We start from the raw sequence: 14039 nt of genomic DNA, 5'->3' as shown, positions 1-14039 counted from the left end.
AATTCTTGCTTGTAGCGAACGATTACTGGTGTGCGTTGATGTAATCGATTGCAAGCTGAACTGTAGTGATTTTTTCAGCTTCTTCGTCTGGAATTTCAGTTTCGAATTCTTCTTCCAGAGCCATTACCAACTCAACTGTGTCCAGAGAGTCTGCGCCAAGATCTTCAACGAAAGAAGCTTCTTGAGTAACTTCTTCTTCTTTAACACCTAGCTGCTCTGCGATGATCTTTTTTACGCGCTCTTCAATGTTGCTCATATCTATTCCTATCTTCTTATTAACACCGCATTCAAGTACGAAATGCGGTAAGAAATTTTATTAAAGCATCCCGGCTTTATCAAGCCAAGATTGTAAATTCATTCTCTACCTGACGGCACATTATCAACAATTGGCAGAAAAAAACAATTCCTTATACGGGTATTTAACCCATATACATGCCACCATTGACTTGAATCGACTCACCAGTCACATAACCGCCGCCTTGACTGGCCAGAAAACCAACAACAGCTGCAATTTCTTCCGGTTGACCCAAACGATTCATTGGGATCTGAGATTTAAGCGCATCTTTGTGCTCATCTGCCAATCCACTTGTCATATCTGTATCGATAAAACCAGGAGCAACACAGTTAACTGTGATGTTGCGAGAGCCTACTTCACGCGCTAGCGCACGAGTAAAACCTTCCATACCTGACTTAGCTGCAGCGTAGTTTGCCTGACCAGCGTTACCCATAGATGCCACTACAGAGCTTACACTGATGATCCGACCCCAACGAGCCTTGGTCATGCCACGTAGACAGCCCTTAACAAGACGGTAGATTGAGTTAAGGTTCGTATTCAATACAGAATCCCACTCATCTTCTTTCATGCGCATCAAAATATTGTCGCGCGTGATGCCTGCATTGTTAACCAGTACCTCAACAGTACCAAAATCATCCTGCACTGCTTTTAGTACAGTTTCAACCGATGCGCTATCAGCAACATCCAGCACTAGACCCGTACCTTTAACCCCTGCCTCAGCAAGGTAAGCAGAAATAGCCTCTGCACCCTTCTCGCTTGTAGCTGTACCAACAACCACTGCACCTTGACGACCAAGCTCTTCAGCAATCGCTTTACCGATACCGCGAGTAGCGCCAGTTACTAGCGCAATCTTACCTTCAATACTCATTTATAAATTCCTTGCGCTACAATTATTGACCTAACGCTTTTTCAAGGCCCGCAGCATCACTAATTGCTGCAACACTCAAAGGCTTATGAACTTTTTTGTTCAAACCAGATAGCACCTTACCTGGACCACACTCTACAGTGCTTTCCAAGCCTTGCTCAACCAAACCCTGGATTGTTTTAGTCCAAAGTACAGGACTATATAACTGAGCAAGTAGATTTTCTTTTAATTCTTCAACTGACGCAGGAACGGAAGCAGTTACATTTTGAACCACATCAATTTCTGGCATATTGATTTCAATCTTAGATAGCTCTTCAGCCATCTTATCAGCCGCTGGCTTCATTAGAGCACAGTGTGATGGAACACTTACTGGAAGAGGAATGGCACGCTTAGCGCCCGCTTCTTTACAGTTCTCAATCGCACGATCAACTGCAGCTTTTTCCCCTGCAATAACAATCTGACCTGGGCAGTTATAGTTTACCGGAGAAACCACTTCGCCCTGCTCTGCTTCCTGACAAGCTTTCTCGATAGCATCATCAGCCAATCCTAGAATAGCTGCCATAGCACCGCTACCCGCAGGCACGGCTTGCTGCATAAATTCACCACGCAGTTTTACTAGATTCACACCATCAGCAAAACTGATTGCACCAGCACAAACTAACGCTGTGTACTCACCCAAACTATGACCTGCAACTACAGCTGGTTTAGCACCATTCTGCTCCTGCCATAAACGCCATAGCGCAACACCTGATGTTAGAAGCGCAGGTTGAGTCTTATCAGTTTGATTAAGATCTTCTTCTGGACCATTCTGAACCAAGTCCCATAAGTCGTAACCTAGAACCTCAGAAGCTTCAGCGAAAGTGTTTTTAATAACTGGATGTGTTTCAGCAAGTTCCGAGAGCATCCCTACTTGTTGAGAGCCCTGCCCCGGAAATACAAAAGCAAGAGTTTGCGACATGATGTCCTCAAATCGTCAATTAATACACGCCCTATGAATCAGGCCAATCGCCGTAGTTTACAACATTCATAGGTAATTAAAACTGTGTGAAGGGTATTAGGTAAGCCTTGCTTCTATTTCACTGCAAATCTTACGCGGTATATCTTGTTCTATCTCTGCCACAGCTTGATCAAGCGCATACCCAAAGCACTGCTGATTAGCTGCTCCATGGCTTTTTATCACTATTCCTTGCAAGCCTAATAAACTTGCACCATTACGACGCGATGGATCCATCTGCCTTTTCAAATCAGCAAGCACTGGCTTAGCCAATAACGCAAGAAACTTTCGATAAAGCCCCTGCTTAAAGCTCGCTTGTACTTTTTGATTAATTAAGCGCGCCAGACCTTCGCTACTTTTAAGTGCAATATTACCTACAAAACCATCGCAAACAACCACATCAGCATTTCCGGCATACAGATCATCGCCTTCAATATAACCAACATAGTTCAAGCCACCCTGCTCCTGAATCAAGCGCGAGGCTAGCTTAACTTGCTCATTGCCCTTAACTTGCTCCTGACCGATATTCAAAAGCCCCACACGCGGACTATCAATCTCATCAACGGCGGCAGTCATAACCGAACCCATAATAGCAAATTGCAGTAGATGTTCTGCACTGCAATCAACATTTGCACCCAAATCTAAAAGATAACAATGACCTTTCGCTGTAGGCACAGATGAGATAATTGCAGGACGATCTACGCCGGGTAACATTCTAAGAATATACCGACCAAGCACCATTAAAGCACCTGTATTACCAGCACTCACACAAGCTTGAGCCGAACCCTCTTCTACAAGCTGAATAGCTTTGTACATTGAAGAATTCTGACCATTACGAAGTGTTTGAGATGGCTTAGCTGACATAGAAATAGTGTCAGGCGCATGAACTACATCGACACGACAAGAAACATCAGGATTCAAACCATTTAAATAAGGCTGAATAACATCACTGTGACCGATAAGTTTTGCTGATAAACGAGAATGACGCGCAAGGGCATCGAGTGTGGCGGGAATAGTAACGCGGGGACCGAAGTCCCCGCCCATCACATCAACTGCGATGGTGTAGTAATCTGACAAGCTTATTCGTCATCCTGCTTGTTGATTACCTGCTTACCACGGTAAAAACCGTCAGCAGATACGTGGTGACGACGGTGAGTTTCACCGGTAGTTTCTTCTACAGATAGAGTCGGGTTACCCAGAGCATCGTGAGAACGACGCATATCGCGACGGGAACGAGACTTCTTACTTTTCTGAACTGCCATGACTAAATAGCTCCTGGTTCTTTCTATTTGTTGTCGGCTTTCAACTGAGCCAACACACTAAATGGATTCGGTTTTTCGTTTTCTTCTGTCACTGCCTCGCCGAAGGAAGTGTTAATAGAGCAGTCATCATGATATGCATCATGCGGCAAACTCAGAATCAACTCTTCTTCTATAACAGACAGTAACTCAATCTCTTCACCCTCAACAATGAGGGGGTCATAACTGCGAGGTAACTGCTGAGCAGCCTCCTCACTGGCCGCAACTCCAAGATTAAAATCTGCCTCTACGGCAACCTCTACTGACTCCAAGCAACGCTGACACGTCATTGTTACATGACCTGTGGCACTGCCTGTAAGAGTTCGAATTCGCTGCTCATCTACTGCAAACTGAAGATCAACTTGTATCTCCCCTTCTTTATCAACTAATGCCTGACAAAGATTGGGCATGTCCTTCAGTGCAGCTTGGCCTGCGATTCGTACTTCCCGCTCAGCAAGTTTTCGCGGGTCTACTCGTTTAGGTAATGGACCGTTTGACATAAGCGCGCAATTCTAGGGCCCGAAGCCCGTCCTGTCAAAGACTTTGGGGTTTAATTCTACAATAAAACCGCTAATATTTGTGCCTTCGCATATTCATGGTCAAAAAATCACATGAGAAATCTAATTTTAGCCTCTAGCTCACCCTTCCGTCGCCAAATTTTGGACAAATTAAATTTGGAGTATTCATGCATTTCACCAGACATTGATGAATCGACATTAGAGAATGAATCAGCAGAGGAATTAGTTGCACGTTTATCTGCTAGTAAAGCACAAAAAATTGCTGAAGAAGCACCTAACTCATTGATTATTGGATCGGATCAGGTCGCAGTTTTAGGTGACGAGATACTAGGCAAGCCTCATACCCATGAGAATGCTGTGAAACAACTACAAAAGCTATCGGGTAATGCGGTTACATTTTTAACCGGCCTTTCTTTACTCAACTCAGACACTGGCCAGTGCCAAACAGAAGTTGTTCCATTTAAGGTTTATTTTAGAGAGCTCACCACGTCTATGATCGAAAACTACCTTCGGGCTGAAGAACCATATAAATGCGCAGGCAGTTTTAAATCTGAAGCCTTAGGCATTGTACTGTTTGACAAGCTCGAAGGCGAAGATCCTAATACACTTATCGGCCTACCTTTGATCCGATTAGTAAGAATGTTAGAGAAAGAAGATCTAAACGTTTTATAAGAAAACAACCTTATAAACATCAAACACAAAAAAGGAGGGCCAAACCCTCCTTTTTTATTCTTCGTTCACACAAAGGGTTTAACGAAGCTCATGACTCTTTGTATTGACACCTAGTTCAGCCGTAATTGCTTTCGCAAAGCTAACGCCTAACTCATCAACAATTTGCTTCCAAGGCTCCTGCTTTGGAGAGTAATCAACCAGCTTCTCAACTTTAATTACTTCTCGTGCAACGTAGCTAGAACTACCTAGTGCATCAACCAAACCAAGTTCAATTGCCTGCTCGCCACTCCAAACCAGACCAGTGTATAGCTTTGGATCGTCTTTAAGGCGATCTCCGCGACCTTTACGAACCTGATCAACAAACTGATTATGGGTTGTATTTAGTACACTTTGCCAGAACTCTTCCTCACCACTATTTCTCGGAGAATAAGGGTCCAAGAATGCTTTATGCTCACCCGCTGTATACAAACGGCGTTCCACACCGATCTTTTCCATCAGATCAACAAAGCCAAAACTGCCTGCTACGACACCAATAGATCCAACCAAACTCGCCTTATCGGCATAGATATAATCTGCAGCTGCTGCAATATAATAAGCACCAGAAGCTCCTATATCTGTAATAACAGCATACAGAGGCTTATCAGGGTAGATTGCACGTAGACGTTTAATTTCATCATAAATATAACCCGATTGAACTGGACTTCCGCCAGGACTATTAATGCGCAAAATTACTGCTTTAGCGTTTGGCTCTTTAAATGCTTCGCGCAGCGACCAGATAATATTATCTGCACTAGCTTCATCATCTGAACTAATGACACCTTTCACTTCAATGATCGCAGTATGAACCTGCGGCTTAACATCAGTTGCAATATCTTTACCTGCGAAGAAAATGCCCAAGAGCGCGAAAAGATATACAAATGTAAGTAACTTAAAGAAAATCCCCCAACGACGAGCACGACGCTGCTCCGTAAACAAACCATTTAGAGTTTTCTCAATTAATTTCCACTCTTTCTTGCTCGCACCGTCTTGCTTAGCATTTTCTACGGCGCGTTCCAGCTTACTTCCTGTTGCTGCTGAAGCCTCCTGCTGCTTTGGAGCTTCATTTTGTTCAGATTCATTCCATGGATTATCAGACACACACTTCTCCTGTATCAGGCAAAAACACCCTGATTTTCTAACCAATTTTCCAATTCTGGGAACTCATGTACTTCCAAAACTGGGTTATAACCCTTTAATCGATCCAAATGATGGGCACCATAGCTCACAGCAATAACATCCATACCTGCTTGCTTACCCATTTCTAGATCATATTCAGTATCGCCTATCATAACAGCCTCAGAGGCTAAGACACCGGTTTCTTGTAGAATTTCCTCTAGCATTAGAGGGTGAGGTTTCGAGATAGTTTCATCGGCACAGCGAGAGGTTTCAAATAAATAACCTAAGCCAGTTTCAGCAAAGACCCGGTTTAAGCCTTTCCTACTCTTACCGGTCGCCACAGCCATCCGCATGCCTTTACGATGCATCTGCTCTAAACTTTTCTGCGCACCCGGAAACAATGGCGAAGGCGTAGATTCATCACCCAAGAAATATCGGCCATAATTTTGTCGCATCAGTTCTATTCCATCTTTATCAACATCAGGAATTAGAATTTTGATCGCTTCCGGTAAACCCAATCCGATTATATTCTTAACGGCTTCATCGGCAGGGATACAAAAGCCGCTATCTTTTGCTGCTAGCTGCATGCAAGAGACGATTTTAGCTGCAGAATCGATGATTGTGCCGTCCCAATCAAAAATGAGTAGCTTGTACACTCAAACCTCTTAACTAATTCATAAGAAAGGAACTTATGTTTATATAGAAGTAACAATAAAGGTCAAGATCAATAAAACAGCTATCTTATTAGCCTTTTCTTAAGGTAGCGCTTGCCTTGTAGCAATTGCATAACGTATATTTTGCAGACATTTTAAAAAAGCCGACCTTTATGCAATTAAGTCGATTTACAGATTACACCCTTCGCGTTTTATTCTATGTTTCTACTAACGATGATCGTCTAGTGACGCTAGCTGAGATAGCAGGCTGCTATGACATTTCTGTAGAACATCTACGTAAAGTTGTACACGCCCTTTCCAAAGCGGGTCATTTAGATACCTATAGAGGAAAAAAAGGCGGTATAAAACTGGCGAAGCCACCAGCAGAAATAAATATTGGCGAAATTGTCGCAGATGCAGAAGGCAGACAGCCTCTGATTAATTGTGGACAGCAACACTGTCGTCTAACAGGTTTCTGCACACTCCAGCATGTACTAGGCGATGCTCAGAAAGCCTTTATGCAGGTCCTAGAGCAATACACACTGGCAGATATGCTAAATAATGACGCGATGCGTGATAGCTTAATAACAACCAAATCCGTTTAATTAGCCATCGCTATCGCTAATTCTTCTTTCTTATAATTGAGCTCCAACCAAGGGAACAGATTGCGCTCTTCGAATCGCACATGTTCCTTTAATAACTCGGCGAACCGATTTACTACGCTTGAATCATCTCCAGCCAACATGCTCAACAATTGCTTGTGATCTGCAACTAGACGATCAGCTAGTGACTCTCCTTGACCTACGAGTAGTGGTAGCAAAGAACGCTCTTCTTGATCGAAATGCGGCTTTAACTCTCTATACAAAACTTCTCTTTTAGCCTGCCAGTATTCATCAACCTCTCTATCAGCTTCTTTTCTTAACTCATTGATATGCTTAACAGTAACTAAAGCTTTATGATGATCATGACTTAGTGGAATTAGTGCCTCTACTCTTTTCATTCCTCTCTACCCTCACAATAATATGTGTAAATCGATTATCTCAGGATTATTCGAATCACACCAAATTTCATTAAATTTTGTAATTTCTTCGAGCAATCGCTTTAAGGTGTATTTAAAATACATTATAGTATTTATTAATTCATTACAAATACATTTTATGTGAGGACTTATGGTTATTTGGAGCAATACAGAGCTAGTTGTCTACTCCCTTGTGCTAGGTATGATCTTATTTAAGTTCTGGACCGTTTGGCATGTATCTAAAAAAGCGCAAGCCACTATAGAAGGTCGAATGATTTTTTTGTGGGGAATTGTAGGCATGAGCACATTTGTTTTACTCGCCAAAACTTACATTTCTTACCAAATGAGCACTATTTAAAAACAAAAAAGCCCGCTATAAGCGGGCTTTAAAAAAATCGCTAACAGAATTAGTCTTCAGAAAGCTCTAGTTTTTCAGCTGAAATAAGTACGCCGTTGTTGTCTGCATATACATACTGACCCGGCTTGAATGTCACGCCACCGAAGGTAACGTCTACGTTTAGCTCACCAAGACCTTTCTTTTCAGTCTTCATTGGGTGGCAACCTAGCGCCTGCACACCAATGTCTAGATCACTGATTGCGTTAACATCACGGATGCAACCGTAGATGATGATGCCTTCCCAGCCGTTTTTAGTTGCTTTTTCTGCAAGCATATCGCCAAGCATTGCGCGACGCATTGAAGCACCACCGTCGACTACAAGTACTTTACCTTTACCAGGTAGAGCAACCTGCTCACGAACCAAAGAGTTATCTTCAAAAGCTTTTAGAGTAACAATTTCGCCACCGAAACGCTCTTTACCACCAAAGTTACCGAACATTGGCTCAACAACCTGTACCTGGTCTGGGAACTGATCACACAGTTCTGGCAAAAGATCTTCCACAATATGCTCCTTAAACTGGATAACTGCACCTAAGAATAGATGCTCTCAAAATCTAAAGAAGGTATATTCGCCGATTCATTGTGCAATTGCACTACTCTTTTGGGCTAGGATTGAAAATGAGTTTAATTCTTAATAATAAGGCACTTCTACATGCCATGGTTGGCGTAAGCGCATTACTACTATTAACTGGTTGCTCGCAAAAACGACATAGCTTCTGCCATGAAGACACTAGTCATTGTGAACCGCCTAGCCCGCCGTCTCTTTCAACATCATCGAACGAGCCGACTGAAACCGATGGTAACGAGTTAGTAATCAAAGCTTCGTATAGTAATGATCAGCTCCAAAGGACAGCCTCCAAGAGGCCTGTTCAAGTTATAGAAACCCTACGCAATCAGCCTAATAAAGTAATAAATAATCCAGCTCAGGTTATTTTTACAAAAAGAGTATCTCAATCAAACACTACTATCGGCAGTTATACCATTCAACTAGGCGCCTACAAGCTTGAGTCGAGCCGTCAAACTGTCATTAAGCGCTTTAAAAATCCACAACCACTTAACCAATTCTCAATGCCTAATGGTTTGCTTGGCTTATCTTATGGCTTATATCTATCAAAAGCAGAAGCTTTAGAGATGGCTCAATCCCTTAAACATCAAGGCTTCAATGATCTACTCATTCGTAGAACACCATAAAAAACGCAGCTTTAAGCTGCGTTTTTTATTTAACTTATAATTACTTATCCTTCAACAAGCTAAGCAGCTTCTGAATCGGGTGCGGCAATTGTTGATCATCAATACGCTTCACCTGACTACGGCAGGAATAACCTGTCACAAGTAAACGATCTTTGTTGTCTGGGTTATTCACCACTTCAGACCAGCTCAATTGATAGATCTCACGGGACGTCTCAACATTCTGAGTTTCGTGGCCGTACGTACCGGACATACCGCAACAGCCTACTGCTTGAATATCCAGCTTTAAGCCCATCGCTGCGTAGACTTGCTGCCACATACGAATACTAGGTGCAGCATTGGTCTTCTCAGTACAATGAGCCATCAACTTAAATTCAGTTGTAGAGCGGTTAGCTAGATCGAAAGCGCCCAGCTTATCTTTTTGATTGCTCAACCACTCTTGAATCAGCTGAACCTTTGGCAGATCTTTCTCTGGAATAACATAACCGTATTCCTGACGGTAAGTCAGTGTCATCGAAGGATCGATACCAATCATTGGTACGCCCGTGTTATCTAGCTCTTTTAGCATAGCGCTGTTAGATTCAGCCGCTTTTTCAAAGGCTTTCATAAAGCCATGAACATGCAACGGCTTACCATTTGGCTTAAATGGCGCTAATAAAACATGAAAACCAAGCCCAGAAAGCAGATCAACAAGATCCAACACCAACTGTGTTTCAAAGTAACTGGTAAATGCATCCTGTACGATGATTACCGCGTTACTACGTTGCTCTTCACTCAAACTCTTAATTAGCTGTGGCGAAGCAAACTCCACCCCGCGTGCTTTCAAGCCAGATATCAAACTATTAGTACAGATGGTAGGACTATCAACCATACCTGCATGCTTACGGAAAATCGCTTTGAGCGCCTTATTCTGCATCGCCCAGTTATACGGCGCAGGGAACTTGGACAACCAAGGAATCATGTACTCCAAAGAGCCAACCATATAATCCTTCGCAGGACGTAGGTAACGACCGTAGTAGACCTCTAAGAAGCGCGCACGGAAATCTGGAACATTCACCTTAATAGGACACTGACCAACACAAGACTTACACGCTAAACATGCCATCATGGATTCGTGGACTTCATGTGAGAAGTCGTACTCTTCCTCTTTTTTCTTGGCTAGGGTGTTTTTGATGCGCTTTGGTAGAGAAGCGATAAAGGAGCTTGCTTTAACACGCTTAGCTTCTTCAACAAGATCAGTACCATTTTGCTCCATCAGGCGTAGCCATTCACGAATCAGTGAAGAACGACCTTTTGGCGAGTTAATACGCTGACGGGTACCTTTCCATGAAGGACACATCGCGTCATTTGGATCATAGTTAAAGCACGCGCCGTTACCGTTACAGAACATGGCTTCTTTATACTCTTCACGTGTTTCTGAACTGATCTGGCGATCAAATTGACCACGCGTTGGCACTGCATCGATCTTAAGTAGCTCAGCACCATCAATTGCTGGCGTAGCGATCTTACCCGGGTTCATCTGGTTACGTGGGTCAAATCCACCTTTGATTCGCTGTAGTTCAGGATACAATTCACCAAAGAACTCGGGTGCATACTCAGAACGAACACCTTTACCATGTTCGCCCCATAACAGACCTTTGTATTTAACAGTCAACGCTACCACTTCATCCGTGATATCACGAATTAAAGATTCCTGTAGCTGATCTTTCATATCGATAGCAGGTCGTACGTGCAACACACCCGCATCAACGTGACCAAACATACCGTACGCTAAGTCTCGATCATCCAGAACCTTACGGAATTCCATGATGAAATCAGCAAGGTTCTCAGGTGGTACTGCTGTATCTTCCACGAATGGAATTGGACGTTCTTGGCCTTTAGCGTTACCTAGAAGGCCAACAGCCTTTTTACGCATCGCCCAAACTTTGTTGATCTCACCGGCACCATATACAACAGAGAATCCAAAGCTCTTACCAGCCTGGCCCGCAACAGATTTAAGATGCTCTTCTAATCGCGCAACATCGGCTTTTAGAGATTCCTCATCATCGGATGTGTACTCAACTAGGTTGATACCACTGATCTCCGGCTCACCTTCCTCTTGCGGGAAATAGGCACTTACCGTGTCCCAGATAATATCGCCCATAGCAAGATCAAGTACTTTAGAATCAATAGTTTCTATGGATGTTGGATTCCATTCCATTAAGTCTGTAGCGTCACGCAAAGATGATTCAAAACTGTCATACTTAACGTTAACCAATGCAGCGAACTTAGGGATTGGTAGAACATTCAACTTAGCTTCAGCAATAAAAGCCAAAGAGCCTTCACCGCCACACAATACTGAATTTAGATTAAAACGCCCTTCCTCATCGCGAATGTGCGCGAGGTCATACCCGGTAAGGCAGCGGTTTAATTTAGGGAACTTGGCATCGATCAGATCTTTCTTCTCGGTGAATACTTCATCTACCAATCTGTGCACTTCACCGACACGATCATCTCGCTGCTTTATCTCAGCCAGCTCTTCATCAGAAATAGGTTTAGAGTTCCAAAGCTCACCGCCTAAGAACACTGAATTCAGTTCTAGCACATGATCACGTGTTTTACCGTACATTACCGAGCCCTGGCCACTGGCATCGGTATTGATCATCCCGCCAACTGTTGCACGGTTACTGGTAGAAAGCTCAGGCGCAAAGAAGAAACCATATTGTTTTAGTGCACGGTTAAGTTGATCTTTTACAACACCGCCTTGAACACGAACCCAGCGCTCTTCAGCATTAATCTCTAAAACTTGATTCATGTGCTTAGAGACATCAACAATCAAGCCATCGGTTAGCGACTGACCATTTGTACCTGTACCGCCACCACGAGCACTCAGCTTTACTTCGGCAAAGCGGGACTCATCTGCTAATTTGGCAATCAATACCAAATCATCTGTAGATTTCGGGTACAAAACACCCTGAGGCAGCATCTGATAGATACTGTTGTCTGTCGAAAGAACGATACGGTTTGCGTAATCCTGATTTAGATCACCAGCAAAACCCGCTTTCTGTAACGCTTCGATAAATTGAAGGTAAATAGCTTCGGTAGTTTCGACTTGGGAAAGACGAGGGATCATAATACTGCCTCTATAAATGACCGTACCTCAAGAGCAGTGCTCAATTGCTCTCATGCAGTCAAATGCTCAATTTGTGATATTGGGCGCAATAATGCAGAATTATCATTTATCAATCAAACGATAAAATTCGATAGATTAATTGATAATGACGAATAATATCTCCATTCGACATCTACGCGCCTTTGTTGAAATCGTAGCTTGCGGCAGTTTTACCCGTGCCGCAGATAACCTGCACCTGACCCAATCCACTCTTACAGCAACAGTAAAGCAGCTTGAAGATCAGGCCGGCTTAAAGCTTCTAGACCGCACTACACGCCGCGTTTTGCTTACTGGCGAAGGCGAAAGTTTTCTCCCTGTTGCAGAAAAATTGATCTCAGATTTTGATACTGCTTTTAATGACCTGCAAGCCACCGCGACACAACAACAAGGCCAAGTAGGTATAGCCGCTTCGCCATCAATGATTGGTCGTGTACTGCCTTCGATAATCAAAACTTACCACCAGCAATATGAAAAGATAGGCATCTATCTTCGAGATGACAACGCGGGCGGTATAGAACAGCGCGTACTAGATAATGAAGTGGACTTCGGCATTGGTGGTAACCACTCTCACCAGTCAGAACTTAAATACCAACCAGTATTGAGCGATCGTTATGGCGTAGTTTTACCACTCGACCACCCTTTAGCAACATTTAAAGAATTAGACTGGAGCCAAGTCAGTGAGCTTGATCAAGTTCACTTAACTGAAGATACCGGCACACGTACACAACTTTTAAAACTACAAAAAGAGAATAACCTGGACCTAAAACTACAAGGTGCCTTAATTGAAGTATCAACCCCAGCAGGCTTAGCAGAGATGGTTAAGACAGGTATTGGCATATCCCTTTTACCTGCCCTTGCAGCGAGTACCAACGCTTTTGATCAATTAGTCTTTGTTCCACTAACCAACCCAACATTAAAACGTGAGATCTGCATTCTCACAAGAAAAGGCCGTGCTTTAAGCCCCGCAGCAGACAGCCTACTTAAGCTGATCACCAGCCAATTTGAAACTACGAGCCTACCAAAATTTGTCGAGATTAATTAAGAAAAGGAATTATGGAGCAATTTATGAATCTTCATAATTTGAGAGCTCGATAAGATTACCGTCAGGGTCACGCAAATAAACCGAGATAATATTACCTACTGCTCCTGTGCGATTCACTGGTCCTTCTAGCAAAGTTACATTGTGATCTAGCAGATGCTGAATCACCTCTTCGATTGGCTGCTCAACGATAAAACAGAGATCTGCACTACCGGACTGAACGTAATCTGCTTTAGGCTCAAATTCATTCCCCAGCTCATGCAGGTTAATCTTTTGATTTCCAAAAGCGAGCGCTATCCGGCCTCCCTTAAAGACAACCTTCTCCATACCTAACACCGCAGTATAAAACTCTACAGCGACATCTATGTCTTTCACGGTTAGGACAAGGTGATCAAGACGCTCAATCTTCATAACACTGACTTCTTTAAGTCTTATTAATCTTCATCCTGCATTGCGAATGAGAAGATCCCAGCTTCAAGCCCAGCTAAACGAGCAACAATACATGACTCTTCTTCATCGGTTAGAACCAATGAATCCTCATTGGGAGTGAAGAAATACTTATCCTTAAAAACATCAAACTGAATCTTACCGAGGATACGACCTGTCTGACTAATACAATCCAGCTCTTGCTCAATTGGAAAGAACAAAACCATCAAACACTACCTTTCATAAAACTTCTTTGCGCGGATGATAAGCCTTGATAAAGCTATACTCAATGCAGTCATGTTCTGTTGTATCAAATCGCTCATACCTTGCTCAAAGCATAAACAGGAAAAACAAAAGACGTATCCACTTA

The 14039-nt window shown here is 43.1% G+C and carries 17 protein-coding genes; 4 read left to right on the top strand and 13 right to left on the bottom strand.

The window, feature by feature from the left end; genetic code table 11:
* Window positions 1-22: 22 nt before the first annotated feature.
* From acpP to ACMXYP_RS08525, 6 genes are all read right to left on the bottom strand, one after another.
* Complete coding sequence (gene acpP, locus ACMXYP_RS08550) at window positions 23-256, bottom strand: acyl carrier protein (protein WP_007019607.1); 234 nt, start codon at window positions 254-256, stop codon at window positions 23-25.
* Between the two features lie 163 nt (window positions 257-419).
* Window positions 420-1163 carry a 3-oxoacyl-ACP reductase FabG gene (fabG, locus tag ACMXYP_RS08545; protein WP_415884591.1) on the bottom strand — a complete coding sequence of 248 codons (744 nt, stop codon included), beginning with the start codon at window positions 1161-1163 and terminating at the stop codon, window positions 420-422.
* Window positions 1164-1185: 22 nt separating this feature from the next.
* Window positions 1186-2118 carry an ACP S-malonyltransferase gene (fabD, locus tag ACMXYP_RS08540; protein WP_415884590.1) on the bottom strand — a complete coding sequence of 311 codons (933 nt, stop codon included), beginning with the start codon at window positions 2116-2118 and terminating at the stop codon, window positions 1186-1188.
* Window positions 2119-2214: 96 nt separating this feature from the next.
* Complete coding sequence (plsX, locus tag ACMXYP_RS08535; RefSeq protein WP_415884589.1) at window positions 2215-3231, bottom strand: phosphate acyltransferase PlsX; 1017 nt, start codon at window positions 3229-3231, stop codon at window positions 2215-2217.
* 2 nt (window positions 3232-3233) lie between these two features.
* Entirely contained in the window at window positions 3234-3416 is a 183-nt protein-coding gene (gene rpmF, locus ACMXYP_RS08530; protein WP_007019603.1) for a 50S ribosomal protein L32, read from the bottom strand.
* A 23-nt stretch (window positions 3417-3439) separates the two neighbouring features.
* A complete protein-coding gene (locus tag ACMXYP_RS08525) occupies window positions 3440-3952 on the bottom strand; it encodes a YceD family protein (protein ID WP_415884588.1) in 513 nt (170 codons plus the stop codon).
* Window positions 3953-4063: 111 nt separating this feature from the next.
* On the opposite strand from ACMXYP_RS08525, the gene ACMXYP_RS08520 reads away from it, so the two are divergent.
* A complete protein-coding gene (locus tag ACMXYP_RS08520) occupies window positions 4064-4642 on the top strand; it encodes a Maf family protein (protein ID WP_415884587.1) in 579 nt (192 codons plus the stop codon).
* Window positions 4643-4720: 78 nt separating this feature from the next.
* Here the strand turns inward: ACMXYP_RS08520 and sppA are convergent, their stop codons facing one another.
* A complete protein-coding gene (gene sppA / locus ACMXYP_RS08515) occupies window positions 4721-5779 on the bottom strand; it encodes a signal peptide peptidase SppA (RefSeq protein WP_415884586.1) in 1059 nt (352 codons plus the stop codon).
* A gap of 14 nt (window positions 5780-5793) precedes the next feature.
* Window positions 5794-6453 (bottom strand): HAD-IA family hydrolase, encoded by a 660-nt coding sequence (locus ACMXYP_RS08510; RefSeq protein WP_415884585.1) that lies wholly within the window; start codon window positions 6451-6453, stop codon window positions 5794-5796.
* A gap of 170 nt (window positions 6454-6623) precedes the next feature.
* Between ACMXYP_RS08510 and ACMXYP_RS08505 the strand changes: the two genes are divergently transcribed.
* The gene (locus ACMXYP_RS08505) at window positions 6624-7055 is read left to right on the top strand and encodes an RrF2 family transcriptional regulator (RefSeq protein WP_415884584.1); all 432 of its coding nucleotides are present in this window, start codon (window positions 6624-6626) and stop codon (window positions 7053-7055) included.
* On the opposite strand, the gene ACMXYP_RS08500 is transcribed toward ACMXYP_RS08505, so the two are convergent.
* Both ACMXYP_RS08500 and rraA read right to left on the bottom strand, forming a co-directional pair.
* On the bottom strand, window positions 7052-7450 hold the full coding sequence (locus tag ACMXYP_RS08500; protein WP_415884583.1) for a hemerythrin domain-containing protein: 399 nt from the start codon (window positions 7448-7450) through the stop codon (window positions 7052-7054). The genes ACMXYP_RS08505 and ACMXYP_RS08500 overlap by 4 nt on opposite strands.
* A 425-nt stretch (window positions 7451-7875) precedes the next feature.
* Entirely contained in the window at window positions 7876-8367 is a 492-nt protein-coding gene (gene rraA, locus ACMXYP_RS08495) for a ribonuclease E activity regulator RraA (RefSeq protein WP_415884582.1), read from the bottom strand.
* A gap of 116 nt (window positions 8368-8483) precedes the next feature.
* Between rraA and ACMXYP_RS08490 the strand changes: the two genes are divergently transcribed.
* Window positions 8484-9056, top strand: a complete 573-nt coding sequence (locus ACMXYP_RS08490) for an SPOR domain-containing protein (protein WP_415884581.1) — start codon at window positions 8484-8486, stop codon at window positions 9054-9056.
* A 40-nt stretch (window positions 9057-9096) separates the two neighbouring features.
* Here ACMXYP_RS08490 and ACMXYP_RS08485 read toward each other — a convergent pair whose 3' ends face one another.
* The gene (locus tag ACMXYP_RS08485) at window positions 9097-12165 is read right to left on the bottom strand and encodes an FAD-binding and (Fe-S)-binding domain-containing protein (protein ID WP_415884580.1); all 3069 of its coding nucleotides are present in this window, start codon (window positions 12163-12165) and stop codon (window positions 9097-9099) included.
* A 145-nt stretch (window positions 12166-12310) separates the two neighbouring features.
* On the opposite strand from ACMXYP_RS08485, the gene ACMXYP_RS08480 reads away from it, so the two are divergent.
* Window positions 12311-13246, top strand: a complete 936-nt coding sequence (locus tag ACMXYP_RS08480; protein ID WP_415884579.1) for a LysR family transcriptional regulator — start codon at window positions 12311-12313, stop codon at window positions 13244-13246.
* Window positions 13247-13267: 21 nt separating this feature from the next.
* On the opposite strand, the gene ACMXYP_RS08475 is transcribed toward ACMXYP_RS08480, so the two are convergent.
* The gene (locus tag ACMXYP_RS08475; RefSeq protein WP_415884578.1) at window positions 13268-13654 is read right to left on the bottom strand and encodes a VOC family protein; all 387 of its coding nucleotides are present in this window, start codon (window positions 13652-13654) and stop codon (window positions 13268-13270) included.
* 23 nt (window positions 13655-13677) lie between these two features.
* The gene (locus tag ACMXYP_RS08470) at window positions 13678-13896 is read right to left on the bottom strand and encodes a hypothetical protein (RefSeq protein ID WP_415884577.1); all 219 of its coding nucleotides are present in this window, start codon (window positions 13894-13896) and stop codon (window positions 13678-13680) included.
* Window positions 13897-14039: the final 143 nt, after the last annotated feature.

The organism is Neptuniibacter sp. QD34_54 (assembly GCF_047778055.1).
Taxonomy (GTDB): domain Bacteria; phylum Pseudomonadota; class Gammaproteobacteria; order Pseudomonadales; family Balneatricaceae; genus Neptuniibacter.
This window is presented reverse-complemented; position numbering and strand designations above follow the sequence as displayed.

Excerpts from the sequence above, each read along its gene's own strand:
- acpP (WP_007019607.1), bottom strand. The coding sequence starts at position 256 with ATGAGCAACATTGAAGAGCGCGTAAAAAAGATCATCGCAGAGCAGCTA.
- fabG (WP_415884591.1), bottom strand. The coding sequence starts at position 1,163 with ATGAGTATTGAAGGTAAGATTGCGCTAGTAACTGGCGCTACTCGCGGT.
- fabD (WP_415884590.1), bottom strand. The coding sequence starts at position 2,118 with ATGTCGCAAACTCTTGCTTTTGTATTTCCGGGGCAGGGCTCTCAACAA.
- rpmF (WP_007019603.1), bottom strand. The coding sequence starts at position 3,416 with ATGGCAGTTCAGAAAAGTAAGAAGTCTCGTTCCCGTCGCGATATGCGT.
- ACMXYP_RS08525 (WP_415884588.1), bottom strand. The coding sequence starts at position 3,952 with ATGTCAAACGGTCCATTACCTAAACGAGTAGACCCGCGAAAACTTGCT.
- ACMXYP_RS08520 (WP_415884587.1), top strand. The coding sequence starts at position 4,064 with ATGAGAAATCTAATTTTAGCCTCTAGCTCACCCTTCCGTCGCCAAATT.
- ACMXYP_RS08505 (WP_415884584.1), top strand. The coding sequence starts at position 6,624 with ATGCAATTAAGTCGATTTACAGATTACACCCTTCGCGTTTTATTCTAT.
- ACMXYP_RS08500 (WP_415884583.1), bottom strand. The coding sequence starts at position 7,450 with ATGAAAAGAGTAGAGGCACTAATTCCACTAAGTCATGATCATCATAAA.
- ACMXYP_RS08490 (WP_415884581.1), top strand. The coding sequence starts at position 8,484 with ATGAGTTTAATTCTTAATAATAAGGCACTTCTACATGCCATGGTTGGC.
- ACMXYP_RS08485 (WP_415884580.1), bottom strand. The coding sequence starts at position 12,165 with ATGATCCCTCGTCTTTCCCAAGTCGAAACTACCGAAGCTATTTACCTT.
- ACMXYP_RS08480 (WP_415884579.1), top strand. The coding sequence starts at position 12,311 with ATGACGAATAATATCTCCATTCGACATCTACGCGCCTTTGTTGAAATC.
- ACMXYP_RS08475 (WP_415884578.1), bottom strand. The coding sequence starts at position 13,654 with ATGAAGATTGAGCGTCTTGATCACCTTGTCCTAACCGTGAAAGACATA.
- ACMXYP_RS08470 (WP_415884577.1), bottom strand. The coding sequence starts at position 13,896 with ATGGTTTTGTTCTTTCCAATTGAGCAAGAGCTGGATTGTATTAGTCAG.